Origin of the sequence: Mycobacterium sp. NPDC048908 (assembly GCF_043197955.1) — a bacterium.
Classification (GTDB): Bacteria; Actinomycetota; Actinomycetes; order Mycobacteriales; family Mycobacteriaceae; genus Mycobacterium.
The window spans coordinates 279909-304001 of the sequence record NZ_JBICUE010000008.1; the positions used below are offsets into that span (position 1 = coordinate 279909).

At 66.8% G+C, this 24093-nt stretch carries 27 protein-coding genes; 18 read left to right on the plus strand and 9 right to left on the minus strand.

Annotated elements, in window-relative coordinates; all coding sequences use genetic code 11:
• Nucleotides 1-54 precede the first annotated feature (54 nt).
• Both aceA and ACGFK1_RS21895 read left to right on the plus strand, forming a co-directional pair.
• The gene (gene aceA, locus ACGFK1_RS21890; RefSeq protein ID WP_393433989.1) at nucleotides 55-1341 is read left to right on the plus strand and encodes an isocitrate lyase; all 1287 of its coding nucleotides are present in this window, start codon (nucleotides 55-57) and stop codon (nucleotides 1339-1341) included.
• A gap of 60 nt (nucleotides 1342-1401) precedes the next feature.
• Nucleotides 1402-2256, plus strand: coding sequence for a 3-hydroxybutyryl-CoA dehydrogenase (locus ACGFK1_RS21895; protein WP_393433992.1), 855 nt, complete (start codon nucleotides 1402-1404; stop codon nucleotides 2254-2256).
• A 69-nt stretch (nucleotides 2257-2325) separates the two neighbouring features.
• Here the strand turns inward: ACGFK1_RS21895 and ACGFK1_RS21900 are convergent, their stop codons facing one another.
• Together ACGFK1_RS21900 and ACGFK1_RS21905 are read right to left on the minus strand one after the other, a co-directional pair.
• Nucleotides 2326-3219 carry a polyphosphate kinase 2 family protein gene (locus ACGFK1_RS21900; RefSeq protein ID WP_393433995.1) on the minus strand — a complete coding sequence of 298 codons (894 nt, stop codon included), beginning with the start codon at nucleotides 3217-3219 and terminating at the stop codon, nucleotides 2326-2328.
• Nucleotides 3212-3922, minus strand: coding sequence for a TetR/AcrR family transcriptional regulator (locus tag ACGFK1_RS21905; protein ID WP_393433998.1), 711 nt, complete (start codon nucleotides 3920-3922; stop codon nucleotides 3212-3214). Before ACGFK1_RS21905 ends, ACGFK1_RS21900 begins: the two co-directional genes overlap by 8 nt.
• Before the next feature lie 87 nt (nucleotides 3923-4009).
• Here ACGFK1_RS21905 and ACGFK1_RS21910 point away from each other — a divergent pair, with 87 nt between their 5' ends.
• The 6 genes from ACGFK1_RS21910 (at nucleotide 4010) to deoC (ending at nucleotide 7952) form a co-directional block, all read left to right on the plus strand.
• Nucleotides 4010-5347: a DUF445 domain-containing protein gene (locus ACGFK1_RS21910; protein ID WP_393434116.1), complete on the plus strand. Its 1338-nt coding sequence runs from the start codon at nucleotides 4010-4012 to the stop codon at nucleotides 5345-5347.
• A 110-nt stretch (nucleotides 5348-5457) separates the two neighbouring features.
• Entirely contained in the window at nucleotides 5458-5931 is a 474-nt protein-coding gene (locus tag ACGFK1_RS21915) for a helix-turn-helix domain-containing protein (RefSeq protein ID WP_393434001.1), read from the plus strand.
• Between the two features lie 12 nt (nucleotides 5932-5943).
• Nucleotides 5944-6549 (plus strand): heparin-binding hemagglutinin, encoded by a 606-nt coding sequence (locus tag ACGFK1_RS21920; protein WP_393434004.1) that lies wholly within the window; start codon nucleotides 5944-5946, stop codon nucleotides 6547-6549.
• Nucleotides 6550-6587: 38 nt separating this feature from the next.
• Nucleotides 6588-6869 carry a DUF2516 family protein gene (locus tag ACGFK1_RS21925; protein WP_393434006.1) on the plus strand — a complete coding sequence of 94 codons (282 nt, stop codon included), beginning with the start codon at nucleotides 6588-6590 and terminating at the stop codon, nucleotides 6867-6869.
• Nucleotides 6870-6873: 4 nt separating this feature from the next.
• A complete protein-coding gene (locus ACGFK1_RS21930; protein ID WP_393434009.1) occupies nucleotides 6874-7284 on the plus strand; it encodes a DUF2599 domain-containing protein in 411 nt (136 codons plus the stop codon).
• Entirely contained in the window at nucleotides 7284-7952 is a 669-nt protein-coding gene (gene deoC / locus ACGFK1_RS21935) for a deoxyribose-phosphate aldolase (RefSeq protein ID WP_393434012.1), read from the plus strand. The genes ACGFK1_RS21930 and deoC overlap by 1 nt, the downstream gene beginning before the upstream one ends.
• 153 nt (nucleotides 7953-8105) lie before the next feature.
• Here deoC and ACGFK1_RS21940 read toward each other — a convergent pair whose 3' ends face one another.
• From ACGFK1_RS21940 to ACGFK1_RS21955, 4 genes are all read right to left on the minus strand, one after another.
• Complete coding sequence (locus tag ACGFK1_RS21940) at nucleotides 8106-8987, minus strand: DUF2993 domain-containing protein (RefSeq protein ID WP_393434015.1); 882 nt, start codon at nucleotides 8985-8987, stop codon at nucleotides 8106-8108.
• Complete coding sequence (locus ACGFK1_RS21945; protein WP_393434018.1) at nucleotides 8984-9799, minus strand: carbon-nitrogen hydrolase family protein; 816 nt, start codon at nucleotides 9797-9799, stop codon at nucleotides 8984-8986. The genes ACGFK1_RS21940 and ACGFK1_RS21945 overlap by 4 nt, the downstream gene beginning before the upstream one ends.
• A gap of 148 nt (nucleotides 9800-9947) precedes the next feature.
• Nucleotides 9948-10760, minus strand: coding sequence for a class I SAM-dependent methyltransferase (locus ACGFK1_RS21950; RefSeq protein WP_393434119.1), 813 nt, complete (start codon nucleotides 10758-10760; stop codon nucleotides 9948-9950).
• A 47-nt stretch (nucleotides 10761-10807) separates the two neighbouring features.
• Nucleotides 10808-11317, minus strand: coding sequence for a DUF2505 domain-containing protein (locus ACGFK1_RS21955; RefSeq protein WP_393434021.1), 510 nt, complete (start codon nucleotides 11315-11317; stop codon nucleotides 10808-10810).
• 26 nt (nucleotides 11318-11343) lie between these two features.
• Between ACGFK1_RS21955 and ACGFK1_RS21960 the strand changes: the two genes are divergently transcribed.
• Complete coding sequence (locus ACGFK1_RS21960) at nucleotides 11344-12390, plus strand: UDP-N-acetylmuramate dehydrogenase (RefSeq protein ID WP_393434024.1); 1047 nt, start codon at nucleotides 11344-11346, stop codon at nucleotides 12388-12390.
• Nucleotides 12391-12405: 15 nt separating this feature from the next.
• On the plus strand, nucleotides 12406-13695 hold the full coding sequence (locus ACGFK1_RS21965; protein WP_393434027.1) for an Ig-like domain-containing protein: 1290 nt from the start codon (nucleotides 12406-12408) through the stop codon (nucleotides 13693-13695).
• Here the strand turns inward: ACGFK1_RS21965 and ACGFK1_RS21970 are convergent.
• Nucleotides 13673-14437 (minus strand): SDR family oxidoreductase, encoded by a 765-nt coding sequence (locus ACGFK1_RS21970; protein WP_393434030.1) that lies wholly within the window; start codon nucleotides 14435-14437, stop codon nucleotides 13673-13675. The genes ACGFK1_RS21965 and ACGFK1_RS21970 overlap by 23 nt on opposite strands.
• A 264-nt stretch (nucleotides 14438-14701) precedes the next feature.
• Between ACGFK1_RS21970 and ACGFK1_RS21975 the strand changes: the two genes are divergently transcribed.
• The 7 genes from ACGFK1_RS21975 (at nucleotide 14702) to ACGFK1_RS22005 (ending at nucleotide 22088) form a co-directional block, all read left to right on the plus strand.
• Complete coding sequence (locus ACGFK1_RS21975) at nucleotides 14702-15907, plus strand: ROK family protein (RefSeq protein ID WP_393434122.1); 1206 nt, start codon at nucleotides 14702-14704, stop codon at nucleotides 15905-15907.
• A gap of 147 nt (nucleotides 15908-16054) precedes the next feature.
• Nucleotides 16055-17359: a D-inositol-3-phosphate glycosyltransferase gene (mshA, locus tag ACGFK1_RS21980; RefSeq protein WP_393434033.1), complete on the plus strand. Its 1305-nt coding sequence runs from the start codon at nucleotides 16055-16057 to the stop codon at nucleotides 17357-17359.
• A complete protein-coding gene (locus tag ACGFK1_RS21985; protein WP_393434036.1) occupies nucleotides 17356-17862 on the plus strand; it encodes a YbjN domain-containing protein in 507 nt (168 codons plus the stop codon). The genes mshA and ACGFK1_RS21985 overlap by 4 nt, the downstream gene beginning before the upstream one ends.
• A 62-nt stretch (nucleotides 17863-17924) precedes the next feature.
• Nucleotides 17925-18689 carry a phosphoglyceromutase gene (locus tag ACGFK1_RS21990; protein ID WP_393434039.1) on the plus strand — a complete coding sequence of 255 codons (765 nt, stop codon included), beginning with the start codon at nucleotides 17925-17927 and terminating at the stop codon, nucleotides 18687-18689.
• Between the two features lie 119 nt (nucleotides 18690-18808).
• Entirely contained in the window at nucleotides 18809-19996 is a 1188-nt protein-coding gene (locus tag ACGFK1_RS21995) for a sensor histidine kinase (protein WP_393434042.1), read from the plus strand.
• An 8-nt stretch (nucleotides 19997-20004) separates the two neighbouring features.
• The gene (regX, locus tag ACGFK1_RS22000) at nucleotides 20005-20691 is read left to right on the plus strand and encodes a two-component sensory transduction protein RegX (protein WP_393434045.1); all 687 of its coding nucleotides are present in this window, start codon (nucleotides 20005-20007) and stop codon (nucleotides 20689-20691) included.
• 128 nt (nucleotides 20692-20819) lie between these two features.
• The gene (locus tag ACGFK1_RS22005) at nucleotides 20820-22088 is read left to right on the plus strand and encodes a glycosyltransferase 87 family protein (protein ID WP_393434048.1); all 1269 of its coding nucleotides are present in this window, start codon (nucleotides 20820-20822) and stop codon (nucleotides 22086-22088) included.
• On the opposite strand, the gene ACGFK1_RS22010 is transcribed toward ACGFK1_RS22005, so the two are convergent.
• The gene (locus ACGFK1_RS22010; RefSeq protein WP_393434051.1) at nucleotides 22026-22319 is read right to left on the minus strand and encodes a YciI family protein; all 294 of its coding nucleotides are present in this window, start codon (nucleotides 22317-22319) and stop codon (nucleotides 22026-22028) included. The two genes, ACGFK1_RS22005 and ACGFK1_RS22010, sit on opposite strands and share 63 nt — an antisense overlap.
• Entirely contained in the window at nucleotides 22316-23113 is a 798-nt protein-coding gene (locus ACGFK1_RS22015) for a hypothetical protein (protein ID WP_393434054.1), read from the minus strand. The genes ACGFK1_RS22010 and ACGFK1_RS22015 overlap by 4 nt, the downstream gene beginning before the upstream one ends.
• 12 nt (nucleotides 23114-23125) lie before the next feature.
• On the opposite strand from ACGFK1_RS22015, the gene ACGFK1_RS22020 reads away from it, so the two are divergent.
• Nucleotides 23126-24085: a hypothetical protein gene (locus tag ACGFK1_RS22020; protein ID WP_393434057.1), complete on the plus strand. Its 960-nt coding sequence runs from the start codon at nucleotides 23126-23128 to the stop codon at nucleotides 24083-24085.
• Nucleotides 24086-24093 lie beyond the last annotated feature (8 nt).

The following is a 24093-nucleotide window of genomic DNA, read 5'->3' on the forward strand; positions in this document are numbered from 1 at the left end:
AACAAACCGTCTGGTTGGGAACCGCTCCAGCGACTTGCAAGAAAAGGAGCACCAATGTCGACCGTTGGCAAGCCGAGGTCTGCCGAAGAGATCCAGAAGGATTGGGACACCAACCCGCGGTGGAAGGGCATCACCCGCACGTACACCGCTGACGATGTGGTGGCTCTGCAGGGCTCGGTGGTCGAGGAGGCCACGCTGGCCCGCCGCGGCGCAGAGGTGCTCTGGGAGCAGCTGCACGACATGGAGTTCGTCAACGCGCTGGGCGCGCTCACGGGCAACATGGCCGTGCAGCAGGTCCGCGCCGGCCTGAAGGCCATCTACCTGTCGGGTTGGCAGGTCGCGGGTGACGCGAACCTGTCCGGCCACACCTACCCCGACCAGAGCCTCTACCCGGCCAACTCGGTGCCGCAGGTGGTGCGCCGCATCAACAACGCGCTGCTGCGCGCCGACGAGATCGCCAAGGTCGAGGGCGACACCTCGGTGGAGAACTGGCTGGCGCCGATCGTGGCCGACGGCGAGGCGGGCTTCGGTGGCGCGCTGAACGTCTACGAGCTGCAGAAGGCGATGATCGCCGCCGGTGTCGCAGGATCTCACTGGGAGGACCAGCTGGCGTCGGAGAAGAAGTGCGGCCACCTCGGCGGCAAGGTGCTGATCCCGACTCAGCAGCACATCCGCACGCTGACCTCGGCTCGCCTCGCGTCCGACGTCGCCGACGTGCCGACCGTGGTCATCGCCCGCACCGACGCCGAGGCCGCGACGCTGATCACCTCCGACGTGGACGAGCGTGATCAGCCGTTCATCACCGGTGAGCGCACTGCCGAGGGCTTCTACCGGGTCAAGAACGGCCTCGAGCCGTGCATCGCCAGGGCCAAGGCGTACGCACCGTACTCGGACCTGATCTGGATGGAGACCGGTACGCCGGACCTTGAGTTGGCCCGCAAGTTCGCCGAGGGCGTCAAGAGCGAGTTCCCGGACCAGATGCTGGCCTACAACTGCTCGCCGTCGTTCAACTGGCGCAAGCACCTCGACGACGCGACGATCGCCCGGTTCCAGAAGGAGCTCGGCGCGATGGGCTTCAAGTTCCAGTTCATCACGCTGGCCGGCTTCCACGCCCTGAACTACTCGATGTTCGATCTGGCCTACGGCTACGCCCGCAACCAGATGACCGCCTACGTCGAGCTGCAGGAGCGCGAGTTCGCCGCCGAGGAGCGGGGTTACACCGCGACCAAGCACCAGCGCGAGGTCGGCGCGGGCTACTTCGACCGGATCGCCACCACGGTGGACCCGACCAGCTCCACCACGGCGCTGACCGGTTCGACCGAAGAGGGCCAGTTCCACTGAGTTGGTAGCCTCAGGCCCCGTCCATCAATCTGGGCGGGGCCTGTTGCTATAGGAGACCTTGTGAGCATTGAACGGGTAGGTGTGGTCGGCGCCGGCCAGATGGGCTCGGGCATCGCGGAGGTGTCCGCGAAGGCGGGCGCGAACGTCGTGGTCTACGAGCCGACCGAGGAACTGGTCGAGGCCGGCCGCAAGCGGATCACGGGTTCGCTCGAGCGCGCGGCGGCCAAAGGCAAGCTGTCCGAAGACGATCGCGATGCAGCGCTGGGTCGGTTGACGTTCACCACGAACCTGGCCGACTTGTCCGACCGTCAGCTGGTGATCGAGGCGATCATCGAGGACGAGAAGGTCAAGGCGAAGGTGTTCGCCGAGCTCGACGAGATCATCGCCGACCCCGACGCGGTGCTGGCGTCGAACACCTCGAGCATCCCGATCATGAAAATTGCTGCGGCGACGAAGAATCCGGCCCGGGTTCTCGGGCTGCACTTTTTCAATCCGGTGCCGGTGCTGCCGCTGGTCGAACTGGTCAACACGCTCGTCACGTCCGAGGCGGCGATCGAGCGGACGGAGAACTTCGCCAGCGGCGTGCTGGGCAAGCAGGTGGTGCGCTGCAGCGACCGGTCGGGCTTCGTGGTCAACGCATTGCTGGTGCCGTATCTGTTGTCGGCGATCCGGATGGTCGAGGCCGGCGTCGCGACGGTCGAGGATGTCGACAAGGCGATCGTGGCCGGGCTGTCGCATCCGATGGGGCCGCTGCGGCTTTCGGACCTCATCGGCTTGGACACCATGAAGCTGATCGCGGACTCGATATACGCCGAACTCAAGGATGCGCACTACGCCCCGCCGCCACTGCTGCTGCGGATGGTGGAGGCCGGTCAGCTCGGCAAGAAGTCCGGTCGGGGCTTCTACACGTACTGAGCCGGCGCGAGTGTGAACACACTGCGAGTTATCGGCCGATTCTTCGCATTGAGTTCACATTCGGGGAAGCTAGGCCTCGGCGAGCCGCCTCTTCTCCGCTTCGACGTCGAAATCCGCCGGCGGCCATGACAAGTCGAGTCTCTCCAGCGCTTCGATCAACAACTCGAGGATGGCAAGGCGGCTGTACCACTTGTGGTCCGACGGCACCACGTGCCACGGCGCGACGTCGGTCGAGGTCCGCTCCAGCATCGCTTGATACGCCTCTTGATACGCCGGCCAGAGCAGTCGCTCGTCGACGTCGCCCGGGTTGTACTTCCAGTACTTGTCCGGCCGGTCGAGTCGGGCGGCAAGCCGTCGTTTCTGTTCGTCAAGCGAGACGAACATCGCGACCTTGATGATCGTGGTGCCGTCGGCGACGAGTCTGCGCTCGAATCTGTTGATCTCCTCGTATCGGTTATCCCACACCTCCGGCCCAACCAGGTTGCGCACGCGGACGATCAACACGTCTTCGTAATGAGAGCGGTCGAACACGCCGATGTGGCCGGGCGGCGGCAGCGCACGGCGGATGCGCCACAGGTAGTGATGCTTGAGCTCTTCCTCGGAAGGGGCGCCGAATGCGTGGTAGCGCAGGCCTTGCGGATTCGCGGCTCCCACAACATGTTTGACGATGCCGCCCTTGCCCGCGGTGTCCATTCCCTGTAGGACGAGCAGTATCGAGCGGTGGTCTTCACCGCTCTTGCTGCGGGCGTAGAGCATCTCCTGCAGCTCCGCGAAGCGCTCATTGCGCTCGGGTTGTAGGTCGGCTGCATCGCCCTTCTTGCCCTTGAAGCCAGGCGTCGCGCTGGTGTCGATGTCCGCGACCTTTTCGCCTTCTCGGTAGACCAGATAGTCGTGGGGTTCACGCGTCCAGTGAGGGGGAAAAGCAGCAGGCTTGCCCTTGGCCTTATCGGCGGACTTACTCATGAGCCAGTAATTGTGGCGGCAACACGGGCGACGGGTGGGCTTGTTCGCGGAACTTCTGCAACGAACCGCCCACCTCGACGATGCCGCGCAGCGCGTTCCACGACAGCATCGTCAAGTAGTCGATCAGCTCGTCGGCCGAGATCTGGCGATCGTTCATCCACGAGTGCGTCGCCAATTGAACGCCGCCGACCGTGTGATACGCCCACGGTGTGACACCGCCGGTGTCCATCCCCGCCTCCATCATCCTGCGCCGCAGCATCACCGCCAGCATCCGGGCGATGATCTGCTCGGACGTCGCGATGGCCTTGCTCTTGGAGGCGGAGTTGTTCGCCATGACGAACTGATACGGCTCCGGTTCGGCAGCCACCGTCTCGACGTATACGCGGATGATCTCGCGGGTCAGGTCGTAGCCGTCCAGATTCGACGACAGCGCCGCGGCCATGTTCGGAATCAGGGTGGTCTGGGCGAACCGCATCATCACCGCGGTGGTCAAGTCGTTCTTGTCAACGAAGTAGCGGTACAGGACCGTCTTCGACACCCCGATTTCGGAGGCGATCTCGTCCATGCTGACGTTGCTGCCCCGCCGGCGGATCGCCTCGAGGGTGCCGTCTACCAACTCGTTGCGACGCTCTACCTTGTGCTGGTGCCAGCGCCGCTTACGTCCGTCTGTTTTGACAGGACGCGCAGGAGTCTGCTGTGCCACTGTTGCCGTGATCCGTTCCGTAGGTCCACTCGATAATACGGCGATTATGTGTAACCGGGCTGTACGGGACGACGGCCCAACGGCGAAATAGTGGACTATGGAGACGTGGCACACAGACCGGTCCCAGACGCGACGCGCAGCTTCGCTGAGTCGTTGGCCGGTGCCGACAGTGTGGCGGACGCCGAGCGTCGCCGAGGGTTGCGGCGGATGAAGCTCGTCGCGCTGAGTTTCCTGCTCGGCGCGACCGTGATCTTCCTGCTCTGCACCTGGGCGCAGTCCAATGGGGCTAACGCGGGGTCGGCCTGGATCGGGTACGTGCGGGCCGCGGCCGAGGCAGGCATGGTCGGTGCGCTCGCGGACTGGTTCGCGGTCACCGCGCTGTTCAAGCATCCGCTGGGCATCCCGATTCCCCACACCGCGATCATCAAGCGCAAAAAGGACCAACTCGGCGAGGGCCTCGGGGCCTTCGTCCGCGAGAACTTCCTGTCGCCAGAAGTGGTGGAGACCAAACTGCGCGACGCCGAAGTCGCCGGCCGGCTTGGCAAGTGGCTGTCGGAGCCGTCGCACGCGAACCGGGTGGCAGCCGAAACATCCAATGTGTTAAGGGTTTTGGTGGAGATGCTGCGCGACGAGGACGTGCAGCACGTGCTGGACCGGATGATCGTCAAACGCATCGCCGAACCGCAGTGGGGGCCGCCCATCGGCAGGGTGCTGGCCACACTGCTGGCCGAGCGGCGGCAGGAGGCGCTGCTGCAGCTACTCGCCGACCGGGCGTTCCAGTGGTCGTTGAACGCGGGCGACATCATCGAGCGGGTCGTCGAGCGCGATTCGCCCACCTGGTCACCGCGCTGGGTCGACCACCTCGTCGGCGACCGGATCCACCGCGAGTTGATGGACTTCACCGACAAGGTCCGTCGCAACCCGGACCACGAGCTGCGGCGATCGGCCACGCGGTTCTTGTTCGAGTTCGCCGACGACCTGCAGCATGACGAGGCCACCATTCAGCGGGCAGAGAATGTCAAGGACCAGATCATGGCTCGCGACGAGGTCGCGAGGGCCGCCGAGACCGCATGGAGTGCGGCCAAGCGGATCATCCTGGAATCGGTCGACGACCCGTCGTCGGCGCTGAGAACCCGCATCGCCGACACCGTCGTGCACATCGGCGAATCGCTGCGCGACGACTCTGACCTCCGCGACAAGGTCGACAACTGGATCGTTCGCGCCGCCCAACACCTGGTCTCCGAGTACGGGGTGGAGATCACGGCGATCATCACCGAAACCATCGAGCGCTGGGACGCCGACGAGGCCAGCAGGCGCATCGAACTGCACGTCGGCCGTGACCTGCAATTCATCCGGATCAACGGCACCGTGGTTGGGTCGCTGGCCGGGCTGTTGATCTATTCGGTAGCCCAGCTACTCTTCTGACCTGCGCTAACTGCTGCTTGCAAAAGTTAGCACCCCGCCGTACGGTTGATTACGTCGCATTGTTGTCAAACCAAACGGGATACCCGCGCGATCCGAGGGGGCTAAGCGCTATGCCGCAGGATGAAAATCTTGCCGCCGTCGTGTCCAGCGCTGCGCAGAACGCAGCCCAGGACATCGGCAGCTTCATTCGAACGCAGCGCGAGGCAGCGCAGGTATCGGTGCGGCAGTTGGCCGAGAAGGCCGGCGTCAGCAACCCCTATCTCAGCCAGATCGAGCGGGGATTGCGGAAACCCTCGGCCGACGTGCTGCAACAGATCGCCAAGGCGCTACGGGTCTCTGCGGAAGTGCTCTATGTGCGGGCCGGAATTCTCGAGCCCAGTGAGACGAGTGAGGTCCGCGACGCCATCATCACCGACACGGCGATCACCGAGCGGCAGAAACAGGTGCTGCTCGACATCTACACGTCATTCCTTCAACAAAACGAGGGCCAACAGAAGGAAGCCGTCAGTGAGGAGCCGACGACTGAAGCGACCGCGGAATTTCCCAAAATCCTAGAAATACAGCAAAACCACGAAAGTCAGTGAGAGGAAACAACTATGGCGAAGAAGACTGCCAAGAATCAGCCCAACGTCGACGATTTGAAGGCCCCGCTGCTCGCTGCGGTCGGCGCCGCGGACCTCGCCCTCGAGCGGGTCAACGAGATCGTCGCCACCCTGCGCGAGCGTGCCGGCGAGGCCCGCACCGACACCCAGGCCCGCGTCGACGAGAGCCGCGCTCGCCTGACCAAACTGCAGGAGGATCTGCCCGGCCAGTTCGGCGAGCTGCGTGACCGCCTGACCTCCGATGAGCTGCGCAAGGTCGCCGAGAGCTACGCCGAGGCCGCCCAGACCCGGTACAACAGCCTCGTCGAGCGCGGTGAGGCCGCCCTCGAGCGGATCCGCAACACCCCCGCGCTGGAAGAGGGCCGCGAGCGCGTCGAGCGCTACTCGGACCAGGCCGTGGAGCTGACCCAGGAGGCGCTGGGCAACGTCGCGTCGCAGACCCGCGCCGTCGGCGAGCGCGCCGCCAAGCTGGTCGGCGTCGAGCTGCCGAAGAAGGCTTCCAAGGCTGCTCCGGCCAAGAAGACCACCCCGGCCAAAAAGGCGCCCGCCAAGAAGGCCCCGGCCAAGAAGGCTGCGGCCAAGAAGGTCACCCAGAAGTAAGTTCGACGCGAAGGACGTAAGCCGCTTAGGCTAACTCTGTGGAGCTTCAAGGCCTGGTGGTTTACGTCCTTTTCGCGTTGAAGATCGCCGTCCTCGTGATGACGGCCTACGCGTTCATCCACGCGGCGATGCAACGTTCCGACGCCTACACCGCCGCGGACAAGCTGACGAAGCCGATCTGGCTAGTGATCTTGGGCGTCGGCGTGCTGCTCCTCCTCGTGCTAGACGTCACAGGAGCTGCCATTGCGGCCGTCGCCGCGGGCGTCTACCTCGTCGACGTCCGGCCCAAGATCCTGGAAATCCAGGGCAAGTCCCGTTAGCCGCGTGCGCCTCGTCCTCGCCGCCGCTGTAGCGGCCACCTCGCTGCCCGTGCTGCTGGCCCCGGTCGCATCGGCCGATCCCGTGCCGGCGCCGCCCTACGTCGACCACGTGCAATGGGCCAAGTGGGGCGACCTGTCCAGTCTGCGGGTGTATCCGACCGCCGCCGCGCGTCAGGCGTCGCTGGACCCCCACACCGATGCGCAAGCGGCCGAGGCGTGGACCGAAGTGCTGAACGCGTCGCCGGATGCCGACATGCCCGGAATGAAGGCGCAGTTCCTGTGCCATTGGCACTACGCCGAACTCGTGCAGCCCGGCAAAGCCAGCTGGAATCTCGAGCCATGGCGAAACGAGGTCTCCGAGGAGCAGATGATCGCGGCGGGGTGCAACCCCGGCGGCACCGAAGAACCGTTCTGATGGGCTCTTACAGCCGCCGGCACGTGGCCGGGCTGGTCGACCACACACTGCTCAAACCCGAAGCGACCGAGGCCGACGTCGTCGCGTTGTTGCGGGATGCGGCCGATCTCGACGTGTTCGCGGTGTGTGTGTCGCCGACGATGGTGGCGACGGCTAGTTCGTTTCCGACGGTCGCGTCGGTGGTGGGATTCCCGTCAGGCAAGCATGTTTCGGCGATCAAGGCCGAGGAGGCGCGGCTCGCGGTGGCGGCCGGTGCCGACGAAATCGACATGGTGATCGACATCGGAGCAGCCCTCGACGGTGACTTAGAGGCCGTAAAAGCCGACATCTCAACGGTTTCCGACGCCATCACTCCCGACACCGTGTTGAAGGTGATCGTCGAGTCGGCCGCGCTGATCGCGTTGGCCGGTGAACAACGGCTTGTCGACGTGTGCCGGATCGCGCAGGACGCCGGTGCTCATTTTGTGAAGACCTCGACGGGGTTTCATCCCAGCGGCGGTGCGTCGGTGCGCGCGGTCGAGCTGATGGCGAAGACCGTGGGGGACCGGTTGGGCGTCAAGGCCAGCGGCGGCATCCGCACGGCGCGGGATGCCGTCGCGATGCTCGACGCGGGCGCCACCCGGCTGGGCTTGTCAGGTACGCGTGCGGTGCTCGAAGGGCTGGACTAGAGTCGCGCGGCGGTGATTGCACGCCGCGCAAACCACAATCACTGAAGTGCCCAGCTCGTGGCGACAGAGTCGCTGCCGGCGACATTGTCGCTCACAGCCGGGGAATCGGCGAAGTGAGTTTCCGCTCGTGCCGAGCCAACTGCTCGACGCGGATCACAGCCCCGCAAAGCAGGGGTCCTGCTGCCCCTTCGGGATCGACGCGTTCTGCGTCGAGAACTGGCTCACCACACCGCTATCGGTTACCTGCACCGAATCCGCCTTGATGCCGAGCGGATAATTCTTGGTCAGCTGGTCAGTGAACGCGTCCAGCGCGGGCTGCACGGTCTCGCGCGGCAGGGTGAAGCCAAGACCGGTCAATTCCGTTACCTGGAGCGAGATTCCGTTGTCGGCGATCGCGGGCTTCGCCGTGATGCTGCCCAGCGCGCCCTGCAACTCGATGGTGCCTGCCGAGGGATTCGTCGAAACCCCCGTCAGGAATGCACCGACCAGCGGGATGGCGTTCTGAATGGTGTCCTTGATGCCCTGCGACGACCAGGTGATCTGCGCGATGAGGGATCCGATGGAACCGCTGGAGTTTCCGGTGTCCTCGAGCCGCACGTCGTTGATCGACACATTGACTTTCATCCCCTTGGCCTGACGGATCTGGTTGCCGGCGGTCTCGAAGTGGATGTTGGTGTAGTGACCGGTCATGTGCTGCCATAGGAACGGCGGCAGCGCCCCGAACGACACCGACGCGTTGTCCTGCACCACACATTGCGCTGCTCTTGCGACCACCTCATCGGCCCGGCTGCGGGCGTACAGCTCACCGGCAAGCAGACCCGCCGCGGTCAGCGCCAGCACGATGACCACGACCAGCACGATCGACAGCGGATCGCGGAACAGCCTTGTGAACTTGCCCAGCAGCGATGAGTCCTGCCGCGGCGAAGGCGCCTGCGGCGCCATCGGCTGGCCTGCTGGTGCCCCCTGCGGGTACTGCTGCGGGGGCGGTGGGACGGGCGGGACCTGGTTGGCCGGGCGAGCCCAGGGATCAGTCACCTGAGCGATTCTGCCTTAGCGAGACGGCTGAACTCTGAGCGGTTGCGCAATGCCGCGATGGTCTCGCGGGCCTTCTGTGCCGCGTCGAGGTCGAGATCGGCCACCAGCAGCTCGGGGTCGGCGCCCGCCGATGCCAGCACCTCACCGACGGCCGACGCGACCAGGCTGCCGCCCACGCCGACCGGCCCAGCCTTGGCCAATTCGTCGCCGGGGTAGGCCTGGTCGACCGCCGCCACGAGGCCCGTCGTATCGATGGCTCGGGCGCGCGCCAGCAGCGTCCACTGCTCGAGCTTGCCTCGGCCGGTGCCCCATGAGGCGTGCACGGTGATCAGTTGTGCTCCCCTGTCGGCCAATTCGGCGTAGAGCTCGGGGAAGCGAACGTCGTAGCACAGGGTGAGGCCGACGTTCACGCCGTCGACGGTGATCACCACGGGCTCGTGACCCGGCGCGACGGTGTCGGACTCGGCGAAGCCGTACGCGTCGTACAGGTGGATCTTGTCGTAATGCGCCTCCACGCCGGGGCCCGTCGCAATCAGCGTGTTGGTCACCCTGCCGTCGGCGGAGGGGACGAACATGCCCGCCACGACCACGACACCGGCCCGATGTGCGATCGCGCGCACCGCCGTGGCCCACGGGCCGTCCAGCGGTTCGGCGACCGGCTTCAGCGGTACCCCGAATCGGCACATCGTCGCCTCGGGGAACAGCACGAGGCGAGCGCCCTGATCGGCCGCGCGCCGGGTGTACTCCTCGACAAGGCTGAGGTTGGCGGTCGGGTCGGTGCCGCTTTGGATCTGCGCGAGGGCGATTCGCATGTTGTCAGCCTAATGGCGTGGCCTCCGACTACGGAGCCCCGACGGGGGCGACATGGGACTACGGAGCCCCGACGGGGGCGACATGGGACTACGGAGCCCCGACGGGGGCGACATGGGACTACGGAGCCCCGACGGGGGCGACAGCGGACTACGGAGCCCCGACGGGGGCGACCTCCGACCACGGCACTGACAGGACGCCGTCACGCATCCGCCGCCGCGGCGGCTCGACCGGCAGGCCCTCGCTGCGCAGCAGGTCGAGCATGGCCCGCCAGCGCACCCGCGGCCCGAACACGCCGTGGCCCGCGACGCTCGCCCAGGCGCGATCGGCGGCGCTGAGCAGCGTGTGGATCGGCTGACCGCCCACGTTGTGGTGGATCAGCACCTTGGGCAGTCGCTCGGCGAGGTCCGACGGCCGCCCGATCGCGAACGGATCGCATGCCAGCGTCAGGCTGACCGGTCCGTCGCGGTCCAGCAGCACCCAGCAGCAGCGCCGGCCCAACTCATCGCAGGTGCCGTCGACGATCAGTCCACCCGGTGCCAGCTGTGCCTGCATCGTTGCCCACGCCCCGGCCACCGCCTCGACCGGGTACTGCCGCAACACGTTGAACGCCCGCACCAAAACCGGTGTGTGCCCGGCTAATTCGAAGCCGCCGAGCCCGAATTCGACTGTGCTGTTTTCGGCGGCCCGAGCCGCCGCGACGACCCGCTCGGGGTGGATCTCCAGGCCGACCACCCGGACGTCGGCGCGCACGACGCGCAACCGCGCCGCCAGTTCGAGCGTCGTCACCGGCAGCGCGCCGTGGCCCAGGTCGATCACCAGCGGATCGGTGGCCGCCTGCAGCGCGGCACGCACGCGTCGCGAGTGCACCAACCACCGGTCGCTGCGACGCAACCGGTTATGGCCGGTGGTGCCGCGCGTGATGGCACCGACCGGCCTGGCGGTGCTCGACGATCCAGTCAGTGGTGAACGCCCCTTGCAAGCGGTACACGTCCATTCTCACGTACGGGCTAGGCGTTTTCGGTGATCCACACCGTGGTGAACCTTTGTTCGGCGATCAACAGGTCAACCAGTTGGCTGCCGATGAAGTTCTCGATCTTGCCCCCGACCAGCGGCACGTTGACCTGGACGGTGGCATGGAAATCCAGCCGCGAGCCTGTTCCCGAGTTCGCGCGGACGAGAACGGCGTCGCCGTTGAGGGTCGCGGGCGCGCCGATGACCGTCAGTTGGATGGTCGCGGTCGACTGCTCATCGCGGATCGGCGACCACTTCTCCTCGCGAATCAGTGCAAGGTCGCCCCGGTGAAACTGGGTCACCACGGCGGGAAGTCGGTCGGATCGCAGCCTCTGAGTGGTGACGATGTCGATGCCTCTGCCGTCGACTGTCAGTGAGTCCAGCGAATAGTCGTCGGCGCCGGAATCGGCCAGCCGCGCCAGCCAATACTGTTCGTCGCTGAACGCTTGGTGAACTTGTTCGATGCTGCCCCCGTATTCGGTAGCCATGTCGAATGAACGCGGCATAGCTGGCCACGCTACCGTTACCGCCCGTGACCGGTCTGGACCTGGGGGGCGCGGTCGTCGCCGAGGATGTGCCCCTGGCGCCGCTGACCACGCTGCGCATCGGACCCGTTGCGCGCCGGTTGATCACATGCACAAGCACTGAGCAGATCGTCGCGACGCTGCGGAGTGTTGACGACGTCCTGGTGCTCGCGGGCGGGTCGAACGTGGTGATCGCCGACGACCTGACCGACCTGACCGTCGTGCTACTGGCGAACACCGAGATCACCGTCGACGGCAACACGGTCCGCGCCGAGGCAGGCGCGGTATGGGACGACGTGGTGGCCACGGCACTTGCCAACGGGCTGGGCGGGCTGGAGTGCCTGTCCGGTATCCCGGGATCAACGGGTGCCACGCCGGTGCAGAACGTCGGTGCATACGGCGCCGAGGTCGCCGACACCATCAGTCGTGTCCGCCTGCTCGACCGCCGCACTGGAGAGGATCGCTGGGTGTCGCCCGAGGCCCTCGAATTCGGTTACCGGACAAGCACTCTCAAACACTCTCAGGCGGCGGTCGTGCTCGAGGTCGAGTTCGCGTTGGACGCCGACGGGCGCAGCGCCCCGCTGCGCTACGGCGAACTGGCCGCCGCACTTGACGCCGAGCCCGGTTCGCGTGCCGATCCCGCACGTGTCCGCGAGGCCGTGCTGGCCCTGCGGGCAGGCAAAGGCATGGTGCTCGATGATGCCGACCACGACACCTGGAGCGTCGGATCGTTCTTCACCAATCCGGTCGTCGCGCCTGCAGCTTTCGAGAACCTGAAGAACCGCGTCGAGGGCCCGGTGCCGAACTATCCCGCGCCCAGCGGGATCAAGCTGGCGGCGGGGTGGCTGGTGGAGCGTGCCGGGTTCGGCAAGGGCTACCCCGGTGACGACGCCGCGGCCCGCCTGTCGACCAAACATGCGCTGGCGGTGACGAACCGTGGCAACGCCACCACCGCCGACGTGATATCGCTGGCCAGGACCGTACGCGACGGCGTCTTGGAGGCGTTCGGGATCGAACTCACACCTGAGCCGATTCTGATCGGGGCGGATCTCTAGGTACCCTGGGTCCACGTGAGCCCAGCCGATCCCGTGCCCCCGCTTTCTCGGCGGCGAGTACTGACCGCGTTCGCGGTCGGAGTCGTTGCGCCGGGCGCGTTGGCCGCCTGTGGCAGCAAAATCAGCAAGCCGTCGGGCCAGGCGCAGTCCGCACCTGCCGCGCCGTCGATCAGCTACCAACCGGCCGATGCGGCCACCGATGTGGTGCCGGTCGCGCCGGTCCGGGTAGACGTCAAGGACGGCTGGTTCCAGAAGGTCGCGTTGACCAATGCGGACGGCAAGGTGGTCGCCGGGGCGCTGAACCGCGACCGCACCAGCTTCACCGTCACCGAACCGCTCGGCTACGGCGCGTCCTACAGCTGGGCAGGCTCGGTGGTCGGACACGACGGCAAGGCCGTCCCCGTGCAGGGCAACTTCACCACCATCAACCCGACCAAACAGGTCAACGGCCAGTTCCAGCTCGCGGACGGCCAGACGGTCGGTGTGGCCGCGCCCGTCATCATGCAGTTCGACGCGTCCATCAGCGACAAGGCCGCGGTCGAGAAGGCGCTGAAGGTCACCACCGATCCGCCCGTCGAGGGCAGTTGGGCGTGGTTGCCCGACGAGGTGGGCGGCTCACGGGTGCACTACCGCACCAAGGACTACTACCCGCCGGGCACCAAGGTCAGCGTCGCCGCCAAGCTCTACGGCGTCGACTTCGGTGACGACGCGTACGGCGCGCAGGACATCACCCTGAACTTCGAGATCGGCCGCCGCCAGGTGGTCAAGGCCGAGGCGTCGTCGCACCGCATCCAGGTGCTCGACGGCTCCGGCGCCGTGATCATGGACTTCCCGTGCAGCTACGGCGAGGGCGATCTGCCACGCAACATCACCCGCAGCGGCGTCCACGTCGTCACCGAGAAGTACGCCGACTTCTACATGTCCAACCCGGCGGCCGGATACAGCAACGTGCACGAGCGCTGGGCGGTGCGGATCTCCAACAACGGCGAGTTCATTCACGCCAACCCGGCCAGCTCCGGCGCCCAGGGCAACACCAACGTCACCAACGGCTGCATCAACCTGTCCACCAGTGACGCGGAGCAGTACTTCAACAGCGCGATCTACGGCGACCCTGTCGAGGTCACCGGCACCTCGATCGATTTGTCGTACGCCGACGGCGACTTGTGGGACTGGGCCGTGCCGTGGGACGAGTGGGTGGCGATGTCGGCGTTGTCGCCGCAGGCTTCGCCGTCGCAGATTCCCAGCACCGCGCCTGCCACGCCGTCGGATGCGCCTCAGCCGGTCAACGGCCGGCCTGGCGGTTGAACCGTGACCCGCTTGCCCCGCTGACCTGATCACGCGGCCTGACCACGATGAGATCCAGGTCGACATGCGACGGGCGGCTGGCGACGAACCCGATCACCTCGGCGATGTCCTCGGCCACCAGCGGTGTGACGCCCTCGTACACCTTCGCGGCCCGCTCCTCATCTCCGGAGAACCGGCGTAGCGAGAAGTCGGTTTTGACCATGCCCGGCGCAACTTCGGTGAGGCGCACCGGTTTTCCGAGTAGCTCGCTGCGTAGCGTGCGGTGCAGAACACCCTGCGCGTGCTTGGCCGCGGTGTACCCGGAGCCACCGTCGTAGATTTCGATCGCTGCGATCGAGGTGACCGTGACGATCAGGCCGTCGCCGGATTCGATCAGCTTGGGCAGCAGGGCGCGGGTGACGCGCAGCGTGCCAAGCACGTTGGCCTCCCACATCCACCGCCAGTTGTCCAGGTCGGCGTCGGCCACCGGTTCCAGCCCGCGGGCCCCGCCGGCGTTGTTGACCAGCACGTCGACCCGGTCGAGGGCGTCTGCCAGCGCCGATACCTCGTCGTCGGATGTGACGTCGGCCACAATCGCGGTGCCGCCGATCTCGTCGGCAAGCGCCTTGATCGGCCCCTCCCGCCGTGCCACGCAAACGACGTGAAAGCCAAGGGCTGCAAGGGATTTGGCGGTCGCCGCGCCGATGCCGGCACTGGCGCCGGTGACCACCGCGACCCGGTCGGACGCTGTTGGTGTCGTCATCTGCCCAACTTTAGTTGGCGTGCTAAGTTCGCCGTGTGTCCCCGAACAGTCAGACCGCAGTCGCCGCCCGGCGCTGTTGTTGTTGTCGCGCTTCTCGCCGCGCCTGACTGACACCGGACATTTCGCTGTCCCGCTGAGTCGCCAGGTGTGGCCCGGACCCACCAGCCGACTCCGACAAAGGACAGACCCGTGCGTACTTCGGCCACCGCCACCCTCCGTCAGCCGACCACTCCCGCCGTCTCGGTCGCCCACACCAAGCGCGCCCTGCTCGCCCGACCGCACGTCATCGCTCCGTCGCTGAAGCTGGCCGACGCGGCGGCCGCGTCGGTGTTCAGCGCGGCGCGGCTGCGGGGCCCGATCGCGCGTGACGTCATCGCGCAGGCCACCAATCTGTCCATTGCGACGGTGAACCGTCAGGTCACCGCGCTGCTGGACGCCGGCGTGCTGCGCGAGCGGGCGGATCTTGCGGTCCCCGGGGCGATCGGCAGGCCCCGCGTGCCGGTCGAGGTCAACCACGAGCCGTTCTTGACGCTCGGCATCCACATCGGCGCGCGGACCACCAGCATCGTGGCCACCGACCTGTTCGGCCGGACGCTGGACGCGGTGGAGACGCCGACGCCGCGCGGTGCGCAGAGTGCGGCGTTGGCCGGGCTGGCGGACAGCGCCCGCCGCTACCTGAGCCGCTGGCACCGCAGGCGCCCGCTGTGGGTGGGTGTCGCTGCGGGCGGCGTCGTCGACAGCGCGACCGGATACCTCGACCACCCGCGGCTCGGCTGGGCCGATGCCCCGGTCGGCCCCGTGCTGGCCGAGGCGCTCGGCCTTCCGGTGTCGGTCGCGTCCCACGTCGACGCGATGGCGGGCGCCGAACTGCTGCTCGGCGGGCGTCGGCAGCCGACCTCCTCGACGACCAGCCTGTACGTGTACGCGCGCGAGACGGTCGGCTACGCGCTTTCGATCGGCGGCCGGGTGCACTCGCCCGCCAGCGGTCCGGGCACCATCGCCGGACTGCCCGCGCATTGCGAATTGCTCGGCGGCACAGGGCAATTGGAGTCGACCGTAAGCGACGAGGCGGTGCTCGTCGCCGCCCGCAAGGCACGCATCATCCCCGCCGAGGGACCTTCATCGACCGTGACGGCAGTGACCAAGTCGGCCCGTCAGGGCAACGAGCAGGCGCGCGCGCTGCTGGCCGAGCGGGCCCGGGTGCTCGGCGAGGCGGTGGCGCTGCTGCGCGACGTGCTCAACCCTGACGACCTGGTGGTCGGCGGCCAGGCGTTCACCGAATACCCGGAGGGCATGACCCTGGTCGAGGCGGCGTATACCGAACGCTCGGTGCTGCCGCCCCGCGACATCCGGGTCACCGCGTTCGGTAACCGGGTGCAGGAGGCGGGCGCCGGCGTGGTGTCCCTCGGCGGGCTTTACGCGGACCCGATCGGCGCCATGCGTCGCGCGCAGACCCGGCATTCTGCCTGATTACACCGCGTAGCTCTGGCGTCCGGATTCGCGCCGAAATGCACTTTTTGTCGACAAATGGCGAGTAGGACCGGACAAAACGTGCATTTCGCGGCACTGCGGCCCGCGCGCGAGGCGTGCGCCGAATGCAGGTGTAGACATGTGTGTGTGCGCCTAGCTCCGGATCTGCCCCATCGCGTCGCTGTGCTCTCGGTGCACACCTCCCCGCTGGCCCAGCCAGGCACCGGCGATGCCGGCGGCATGAACGTCTACGTGCTGCAGAGCGCGCTGCAAATGGCCCGCCGCGGCGTCGAAGTGGAGATCTTCACCAGGGCCACCTCATCGGCGGATCAGCCGGTCGTGAAGGTGGCGCCAGGCGTCTTGGTGCGCAACGTGGTCGCGGGGCCGTTCGAAGGGCTCGACAAATACGACCTGCCCACCCAGCTGTGCGCGTTCACCGCGGGCGTGCTGCGCGCGGAGGCCACCCATGAGCCCGGCTATTACAACGTCGTGCATTCGCACTACTGGCTGTCCGGACAGGTCGGCTGGCTGGCGCGCGACCGGTGGGCGGTGCCGCTTGTGCACACCGCGCACACGCTGGCCGCGGTGAAGAACGCCGCGCTGGCCGACGGTGACTCACCGGAACCGCCGCTGCGCGCCGTTGGCGAACAGCAGGTCGTCGACGAGGCGGACCGACTGATCGTGAACACTGAACATGAAGCGCAGCAACTGGTTTCGCTGCACCATGCCGATCCGAACCGCATCGATGTGGTACACCCCGGCGTCGACCTGGAGATGTTCACACCAGGTGACAAGCTGGCCGCCCGCGCGGCGCTCGGACTCGACCCCCACGAGCAGGTGCTGGCATTCGTCGGCCGCATCCAACCGCTCAAGGCGCCAGATGTGCTGCTGCGCGCCGCGGCCAAACTGCCGGGTGTGCGGGTGCTGGTGGCGGGTGGACCGTCGGGAAGTGGACTACACGCGCCGGACGGGTTGGTTCGGCTGGCCGACGAATTGGGCATCTCCGAGCGCGTGACGTTCCTGCCGCCACAGTCCCGCGAGCAACTCGTCGAGGTCTTCCGGGCCGCCGACATCGTCGGCGTGCCGAGCTACTCGGAGTCCTTCGGGCTGGTCGCCATCGAGGCCCAGGCCTGCGGCACCCCGGTGGTGGCCGCCGCCGTCGGCGGACTGCCGGTCGCGGTGCGCGACGGGGTGACCGGCACGCTGGTCGACGGGCACGACGACGACGACTGGGCCAAGGCGATCGATGCGCTGTTCACCCGGGGCCCGGACACCCTTGGCCGCGCGGCGGTCGAGCACGCCGCCACGTTTTCCTGGGCGCACACCGTCGACTCGCTGCTGGCCAGCTATGGCCGCGCCATCTCCGACTACCGGGCACGCCACCGCGGGCCCGACGTGACGGCGCGGCGCAACGGTCGGCGCTTCTCGATGCGACGCGGGGTCAGGGCGTGAGCACGGCTGCGCAGATCATCGAGGACACCTGCAAGGAGCACGGCCTCGTCTGCACTCGGCACGAGGGGGCGCACGGCGGGCTGCCGGGCATCATCGTCGAGTTGCCGGGCGAGCGCAGGCTCAAGACCAACACCATCCTGTCGATCGGTGAGCATTCGGTCCGCGTCGAAGCGTTCGTCTGCCGCAAGCCCGACGAGAACCACGAGGGTGTGTACCGGTTCCTGCTCAAGCGCAACCGCAGGCTCTACGGCGTGGCCTACACGCTGGACAACGTCGGCGACATCTATCTGGTCGGCCGGATATCGCTGGCCTCCGTCACCCCCGACGAGATCGACCGGGTGCTCGGGCAGGTGCTCGAAGCCGTCGACTCGGACTTCAACACGTTGCTGGAGTTGGGTTTTCGGTCGTCGATCCAGAAGGAGTGGGAGTGGCGGGTGTCGCGCGGCGAGTCGCTGAAGAACCTGCAGGCGTTCGCCCACCTGATCGACGAGGACGACGACTGATCCGCATTCGCCCGACGGACGTTGGCCGCGGGCTGACACCACAACCGTGAGAGGATTCCGGCATGGCTTCAGATTCTCGGTCTTCTTCGGCCACGCTGATCCTGCTCCGCCACGGCGAAAGTGACTGGAACGAGAAGAACCTGTTCACCGGCTGGGTGGACGTCGATCTCACGGAGAAGGGCAGGGCCGAGGCCGTCCGCGCCGGCGAGTTGATCAAGGCGTTGGACCGCCAGCCCGACGTGCTCTACACCTCGCTGTTGCGGCGGGCGATCAACACCGCCAATCTGGCGTTGGACGCCGCGGATCGGCACTGGATCCCGGTGCACCGCGACTGGCGGCTCAACGAACGCCACTACGGCGCGCTGCAGGGCCTGAACAAGGCCGAGACCAAGGAGCGCTACGGCGAAGAGCAGTTCATGGCGTGGCGGCGCAGCTATGACACCCCGCCGCCGCCGATCGAGCGGGGCACCAAGTTCAGCCAAGACACCGACCCGCGCTACGCCGACATCGACGGCGGTCCGCTCACCGAATGCCTCAAGGACGTCGTCGCGCGGTTCGTGCCGTACTACGAGAGCACGATCGTGCCTGACCTGCGGGCAGGCAAGACCGTGCTGATCGCGGCGCACGGCAACTCGCTGCGAGCCTTGGTGAAGTACCTCGACGGCATGTCTGACGAGGACGTTGTCGGGCTGAACATCCCGACCGGGATCCCGCTCCGCTACGACCTGGACGGCGATCTGCGGCCCACGGTCATCGGCGGGGAGTACCTGGACCCGGAGGCCGCCGCGGCAGGTGCGGCCGCGGTCGCCGCCCAGGGCGCGAAGTAGAACCCGTTCGGCGAACTCTGGGTAAACGGCTACCGAACACCTGCAATTGACGGTGTGACATGTCCCGTTTTGGCCGCACGCTGCTGGGATGACGTTCACCGGGTGCGTACGATTTTCGCGTGAGTGTGGTATCGGCGCTCCTGATCGTGGGGGCCGTGGCGCTGCTCGCACTGATGATCGGTGTCGGCGTCGGGGCGGGATTGGCTCCGCGCATCCTGGAACGCCGCAGACGCAGGCAAACCGAGCAGTCCGGTATCACCGTCTCGCAGATGCTCGAGCACATCGTGTCGGGTTCGCCGATGGGCGTCGCCGTGGTCGACAGCTACCGTGACGTGGTCTACACCAACGACCGCGCCGAGCAGCTCGGGCTGGTCCGTGACCGCCGCCTCGACGACCGGGCCTGGTTGGCTGCCGAGCGCACGCTGAAAAGCGGTGAGCCGGGGGAGGTCGACCTGTTGCCCCGCAAAACCGTCAATCCCGGCCGGTCCGGGCTCTCGGTCCGCGGGCATGTGCAACTGCTGACCGATCAGGACCGGCGGTTCGCGGTCCTCTACGTCGACGATCAGTCCGAGCACGCCAGGATGGAAGCCACTCGCCGGGATTTCGTCGCCAATGTCAGCCACGAGCTCAAGACGCCGGTCGGGGCGATGGGGGTGCTCGCCGAGGCCCTGTTGGCGTCGGCCGACGACCCCGAAACCGTGCGCAGGTTCGCCGAGAAGATGCTCACCGAATCGAACCGGCTGGCCGACATGGTCGGCGAGCTGATCGACCTTTCCCGGCTACAGGGCGGCGAGCGGTTGCCCGATCTCGAGGCTGTCGACGTGGACCACGTGGTGGCCGAGGCGCTGTCGCGCTACAAGGTGGCGGCCGACAACGCCGACATCGCGATCACCACCGACGCCCCGACCGGCTACCGGGTCTACGGCGACCAGCAACTGCTCGTCACCGCGATCGCCAACCTGGTGTCCAATGCGATTGCCTACTCGCCCAACGGTTCGCCAGTGTCGGTCAGTCGGCGCAGGCGTGGGCCCAACGTCGAGATCGCGGTCACCGACCGCGGTATCGGCATCGCCCGTGAGGACCAGGAGCGGGTGTTCGAGCGGTTCTTCCGCGTGGACAAGGCCCGCTCGCGGGCCACCGGCGGCACCGGGCTGGGCCTGGCGATCGTCAAACACGTTGCCGCCAATCACAACGGATCCATCCGGCTGTGGAGTCAGCCGGGGACGGGGTCGACGTTCACCTTGTCGATTCCGGCCTACCCCGATGGGGATCATGCCCTGGAAGTGGAAGACGAGCGAGAGGACTAGCCAGACCAATGACCAGCGTGTTGATCGTGGAGGACGAGGAGTCCTTGGCCGATCCTCTGGCCTTCCTCCTTCGCAAGGAGGGTTTCGAGGCCACCGTGGTGGGCGATGGCCCGTCAGCCCTCGCCGAATTCGAGCGCGCGGGGGCTGACATCGTCCTGTTGGACCTGATGCTGCCGGGCATGAGTGGGACCGATGTGTGTAAGCAATTGCGTTCGCGGTCAAGCGTTCCCGTCATCATGGTCACGGCGCGCGACAGCGAGATCGACAAAGTCGTCGGGCTGGAACTCGGCGCCGACGACTATGTCACCAAGCCGTACTCGGCGCGTGAACTGATCGCACGCATCCGCGCGGTGCTGCGCCGCGGCAGCGACAGCGACGAATCCGGCGTCGGCGACGGCATTCTCGAGGCCGGGCCGGTGCGGATGGATGTCGAGCGCCACGTCGTGTCGGTCAACGGCGAGGGCATCACGTTGCCGCTCAAGGAGTTCGACCTGCTCGAATATCTGATGCGCAACAGTGGACGGGTGCTCACCCGCGGCCAGTTGATCGACCGGGTGTGGGGCGCGGACTACGTCGGCGACACCAAGACACTCGACGTTCACGTCAAGCGGTTGCGGTCCAAGATCGAGGCGGACCCCGCGAACCCTGTGCACCTGGTGACGGTGCGCGGCCTCGGCTACAAACTCGAGGGCTGAGCTCTTCCCGATTGGCGCTAACGTGCATTACCGTCACGCGATTCGTCGGGACAGCGTGACATAACTCGACACTGGACGGGGTAGACCCCTGTGAATCGTTCACAATTACCCCGTCTACCCTCGGCCACTTGCAAACACGCGACCACGAACCCGATAAGAAGCCCGCAGCCTGGGTCATCCGCGGCGGGCCGCTCGTCGCGGTGATGGCATTGGCAACGTACGTCGCTGTCTACGCGCAGTGGCCCACGTTGCGAATGCAGGTCGACCTGATGGTCTACCGGTTCGCAGGCCAGCGCCTGGTGCAAGGTCTCGACCTTTACTCGACGGGTCTGACCGGCAAGCCCGGCGAGTTGCTGTTCATCTATCCGCCGTTCGCCGCGATCTGCGCGGTGCCGCTGACCCTGCTTCGCGACGCCGACGTGCGGTGGCTCTGGCTGTTCGCCATGCTCGCCGCGCTGACGTACGCCGTCGTGCAGATGCTGAAGTCGATGGGCGTGCGGTCCGGCGATGCGCTGCTCGGCCTCGGCGCGCTGCTGGTCGGTCTGATTGCCTGGCTGGAACCGCTGCGGCTCACCGCTGAGCTGGGTCAAATCAACCTCGTCCTGCTGGTGCTCGTGGTCGCCGATCTCTTGGCAGCCCGTCGCGGCAAGTGGTCGGGCGTCGGTATCGGCCTGGCCGCGGGGCTCAAACTCACGCCCGCGTTGTTCATCATCTATCTGCTGGTGACCCGGCGGATACGCGCCGCGCTGGTGTCGACGGCAACCTTCGTCGCTACCGTGGCGCTCGGATTCGCGATCGCGCCAACCGATTCCGTGGCGTACTGGCTGCGCGGCCGCTTCGACGACGTCAACCGGATCTCGCACGATCCGCTGGCCAACACCAGCGTCAGTGGCCTGGTGCTTCGATTGCACGGTTCGCCGGCCACTGCCACCGTCGTTGCCATGGTGGTCGCCGCCGTCGCGGTCGGGCTGGCCGCGATGGCGTGCCGACGGGGTCAGGAGGTGCTGGCGATCGCGGTCGTCGGCCTCGCGTCTGCTGCCGCGTCACCGTTCAGTTGGAGCCACCACTGGGTGTGGTTCGCGCCGTTGATCGTTCACCTCGGTTATCGCGCGTACGTCGTCGGCAGCCGCGCGTCGGCAGTGGCGATGTGGTCGCTGTGCGCCGGCCTCGGCGGCTGGTTCGTCACCGTGGCGGGCGACACTCCGCAAGCCGGGATTCTGTCGTTGCACCTCGGTGGCGTCTGGGCCGAAATATTGCCCGCCACTTATGTTTTCGTGTTCGCCGCGGTGCTGCTCGGTACTGCGGTGTGGCTGTGGCGCCTGCCCGACGAGTACCTACGGAGTCCGACCGCCCATGATCTCGAACACCTCGAAAGTGTTGACGCCGGCGGCAACTGACGGGTCGCGTTCGCCGATCGCCAACACTTCGGCGCGGTCGTTCACTCGCAGCACACCCATGCCCCAGACGCCTTCCGGGTCGGCGACGGGTCCGTAGACAAGAACCTTGCCGTCGGCCAACAACTGCTGCCAGTAGTCCATGTGCTCGGCCATTGCCTTCTGTTCCTGCGCCGTCATCGTCTGCGCGAAGTCGGCGCGCGGCGGGTTCAGCCGGAAGAGGTACAGAGTCATTCGGCGGCGCGGGTCGCCGGGTGTACGGCGATCAGCCCTAATCCACTGCGCCGCTTGCACATTGCGGCAAGTTCGGCGTACGCCTTCTCGCCGAGCAACTCGGTCAGTTCCGGGCCGTACGACTCCCACACCTGCTTCGCGCCGACGTGCGCGTTGGGGTCGCCGGTGCAGTACCAGTGCAGGTCGGCACCGCCCTCGCCCCATCCGCGCCGGTCGTATTCGCTGATCCAGGTCTTGAGGATCTCGGTGCCGTCGGGTAGTTCAACCCACTCCTGGGTGCGGCGAATCGGCAACTGCCAGCAGACGTCCGGCTTCATGGTCAACGGCTCGACACCCAGCTTGAGCGCCTTGCTGTGCAACGCGCATCCGATGCCAGCAGGAAACCCGGGGCGATTCAAAAAGATGCAGGCGCCCTTGTACTTTCGGGTCCGAAGATTGGGCTTGTCGTCATACTCGTCCCATTCCAGGTAGCCCTTCTTGCCCAGCCCCTTGTCGCGGAACTGCCAATCCTCGTCGGTCAGTTGTTTGACGGCATCATCGAGGCGAGCGCGATCGTCCTCGTCGGACAGGAACGCGCCGTGCGAACAGCAGCCGTCGTCGGGTCTGCCCTCGACCGTGCCCTTGCAGGCGGGCGTGCCGAACACACACGTCCACCGCGACAGCAGCCACGTCAGGTCGGCGGCGATCAGATGTTCTGGGTTGTCGGGGTCGTAGAACTCAACCCACTCACGGGCGAAGTCAAGTTCCACCTCACCTGGATGCGATGCGCTCACAAAAGTCAACGGTAAACCCATTAAGTTGGGGACGTGCGATTAGGCGTGCTGGATGTCGGCAGCAATACCGTCCATCTGCTGGTGGTGGACGCGCGCCGCGGCGGCCACCCGACGCCGATGAGTTCGACCAAGGCGTCGCTTCGGCTGGCCGAGTCGATTGACGGTTCCGGCAAGCTGACCCGCAAGGGCGCCGACAAACTTGTCAGCACCATCGACGAGTTCGCCAAGATCGCCACGAGTTCCGGCTGCGCGGAGCTGATGGCGTTCGCCACCTCCGCCGTCCGCGACGCCAAGAACTCCGAGGACGTGCTCGCCAGGGTGCTGGCCGAGACGGGGGTCGCGCTGCAGGTGCTCAGCGGACGCGACGAATCCCGGCTGACGTTTTTGGCGGTGCGGCGCTGGTACGGGTGGAGCGCCGGCCGCATCATCAACATCGACATCGGCGGCGGTTCGCTCGAACTGTCCAACGGCGTCGACGAGGAGCCGGAAGTGGCGTTGTCGCTGCCGCTCGGTGCGGGCAGGCTGACCCGGGAGTGGCTGCCCGATGATCCGCCGGGGCGCCGCCGCGTCGCCATGCTGCGCGACTGGCTGGCCACCGAGGTCGCCGAGTCCGCTGCCGAGGTGCTCAAGGCAGGCAACCCCGACCTGACCGTGGCGACGTCGAAGACGTTCCGTTCGCTGGCCAGGCTGACCGGTGCGGCGCCCTCCGGTGCGGGGCCGCGGGTGAAACGGACGCTGACCGCGGCCGGCCTCAGACAGCTCATAGCTTTCATCTCTAGGATGACCGCGGCTGACCGTGCGGAGTTGGAAGGAGTGAGCGCCGAGCGAGCGCCACAGATCGTGGCGGGCGCCTTGGTAGCTGAGGCGAGCATGAAGGCTCTCGAAGTCGACAGCGTCGATATCTGCCCTTGGGCGTTGCGAGAAGGGCTGATTCTGCGGAAACTCGACAGCGAAGCCGACGGCAGGGACCTGGTCGGCGGTCCCGAAAAGTGAAAAGCGAC

Coding starts and splice junctions, on each gene's coding strand:
- ACGFK1_RS21900 (WP_393433995.1), bottom strand. CDS start 3,219: ATGAGTAAGTCCGCCGATAAGGCCAAGGGCAAGCCTGCTGCTTTTCCC.
- ACGFK1_RS21920 (WP_393434004.1), top strand. CDS start 5,944: ATGGCGAAGAAGACTGCCAAGAATCAGCCCAACGTCGACGATTTGAAG.
- ACGFK1_RS21990 (WP_393434039.1), top strand. CDS start 17,925: ATGGCTTCAGATTCTCGGTCTTCTTCGGCCACGCTGATCCTGCTCCGC.
- aceA (WP_393433989.1), top strand. CDS start 55: ATGTCGACCGTTGGCAAGCCGAGGTCTGCCGAAGAGATCCAGAAGGAT.
- ACGFK1_RS22015 (WP_393434054.1), bottom strand. CDS start 23,113: ATGGGTTTACCGTTGACTTTTGTGAGCGCATCGCATCCAGGTGAGGTG.
- ACGFK1_RS21955 (WP_393434021.1), bottom strand. CDS start 11,317: ATGCCGCGTTCATTCGACATGGCTACCGAATACGGGGGCAGCATCGAA.
- deoC (WP_393434012.1), top strand. CDS start 7,284: ATGGGCTCTTACAGCCGCCGGCACGTGGCCGGGCTGGTCGACCACACA.
- regX (WP_393434045.1), top strand. CDS start 20,005: ATGACCAGCGTGTTGATCGTGGAGGACGAGGAGTCCTTGGCCGATCCT.
- ACGFK1_RS21970 (WP_393434030.1), bottom strand. CDS start 14,437: ATGACGACACCAACAGCGTCCGACCGGGTCGCGGTGGTCACCGGCGCC.
- ACGFK1_RS21915 (WP_393434001.1), top strand. CDS start 5,458: ATGCCGCAGGATGAAAATCTTGCCGCCGTCGTGTCCAGCGCTGCGCAG.
- ACGFK1_RS22010 (WP_393434051.1), bottom strand. CDS start 22,319: ATGACTCTGTACCTCTTCCGGCTGAACCCGCCGCGCGCCGACTTCGCG.
- ACGFK1_RS21945 (WP_393434018.1), bottom strand. CDS start 9,799: ATGCGAATCGCCCTCGCGCAGATCCAAAGCGGCACCGACCCGACCGCC.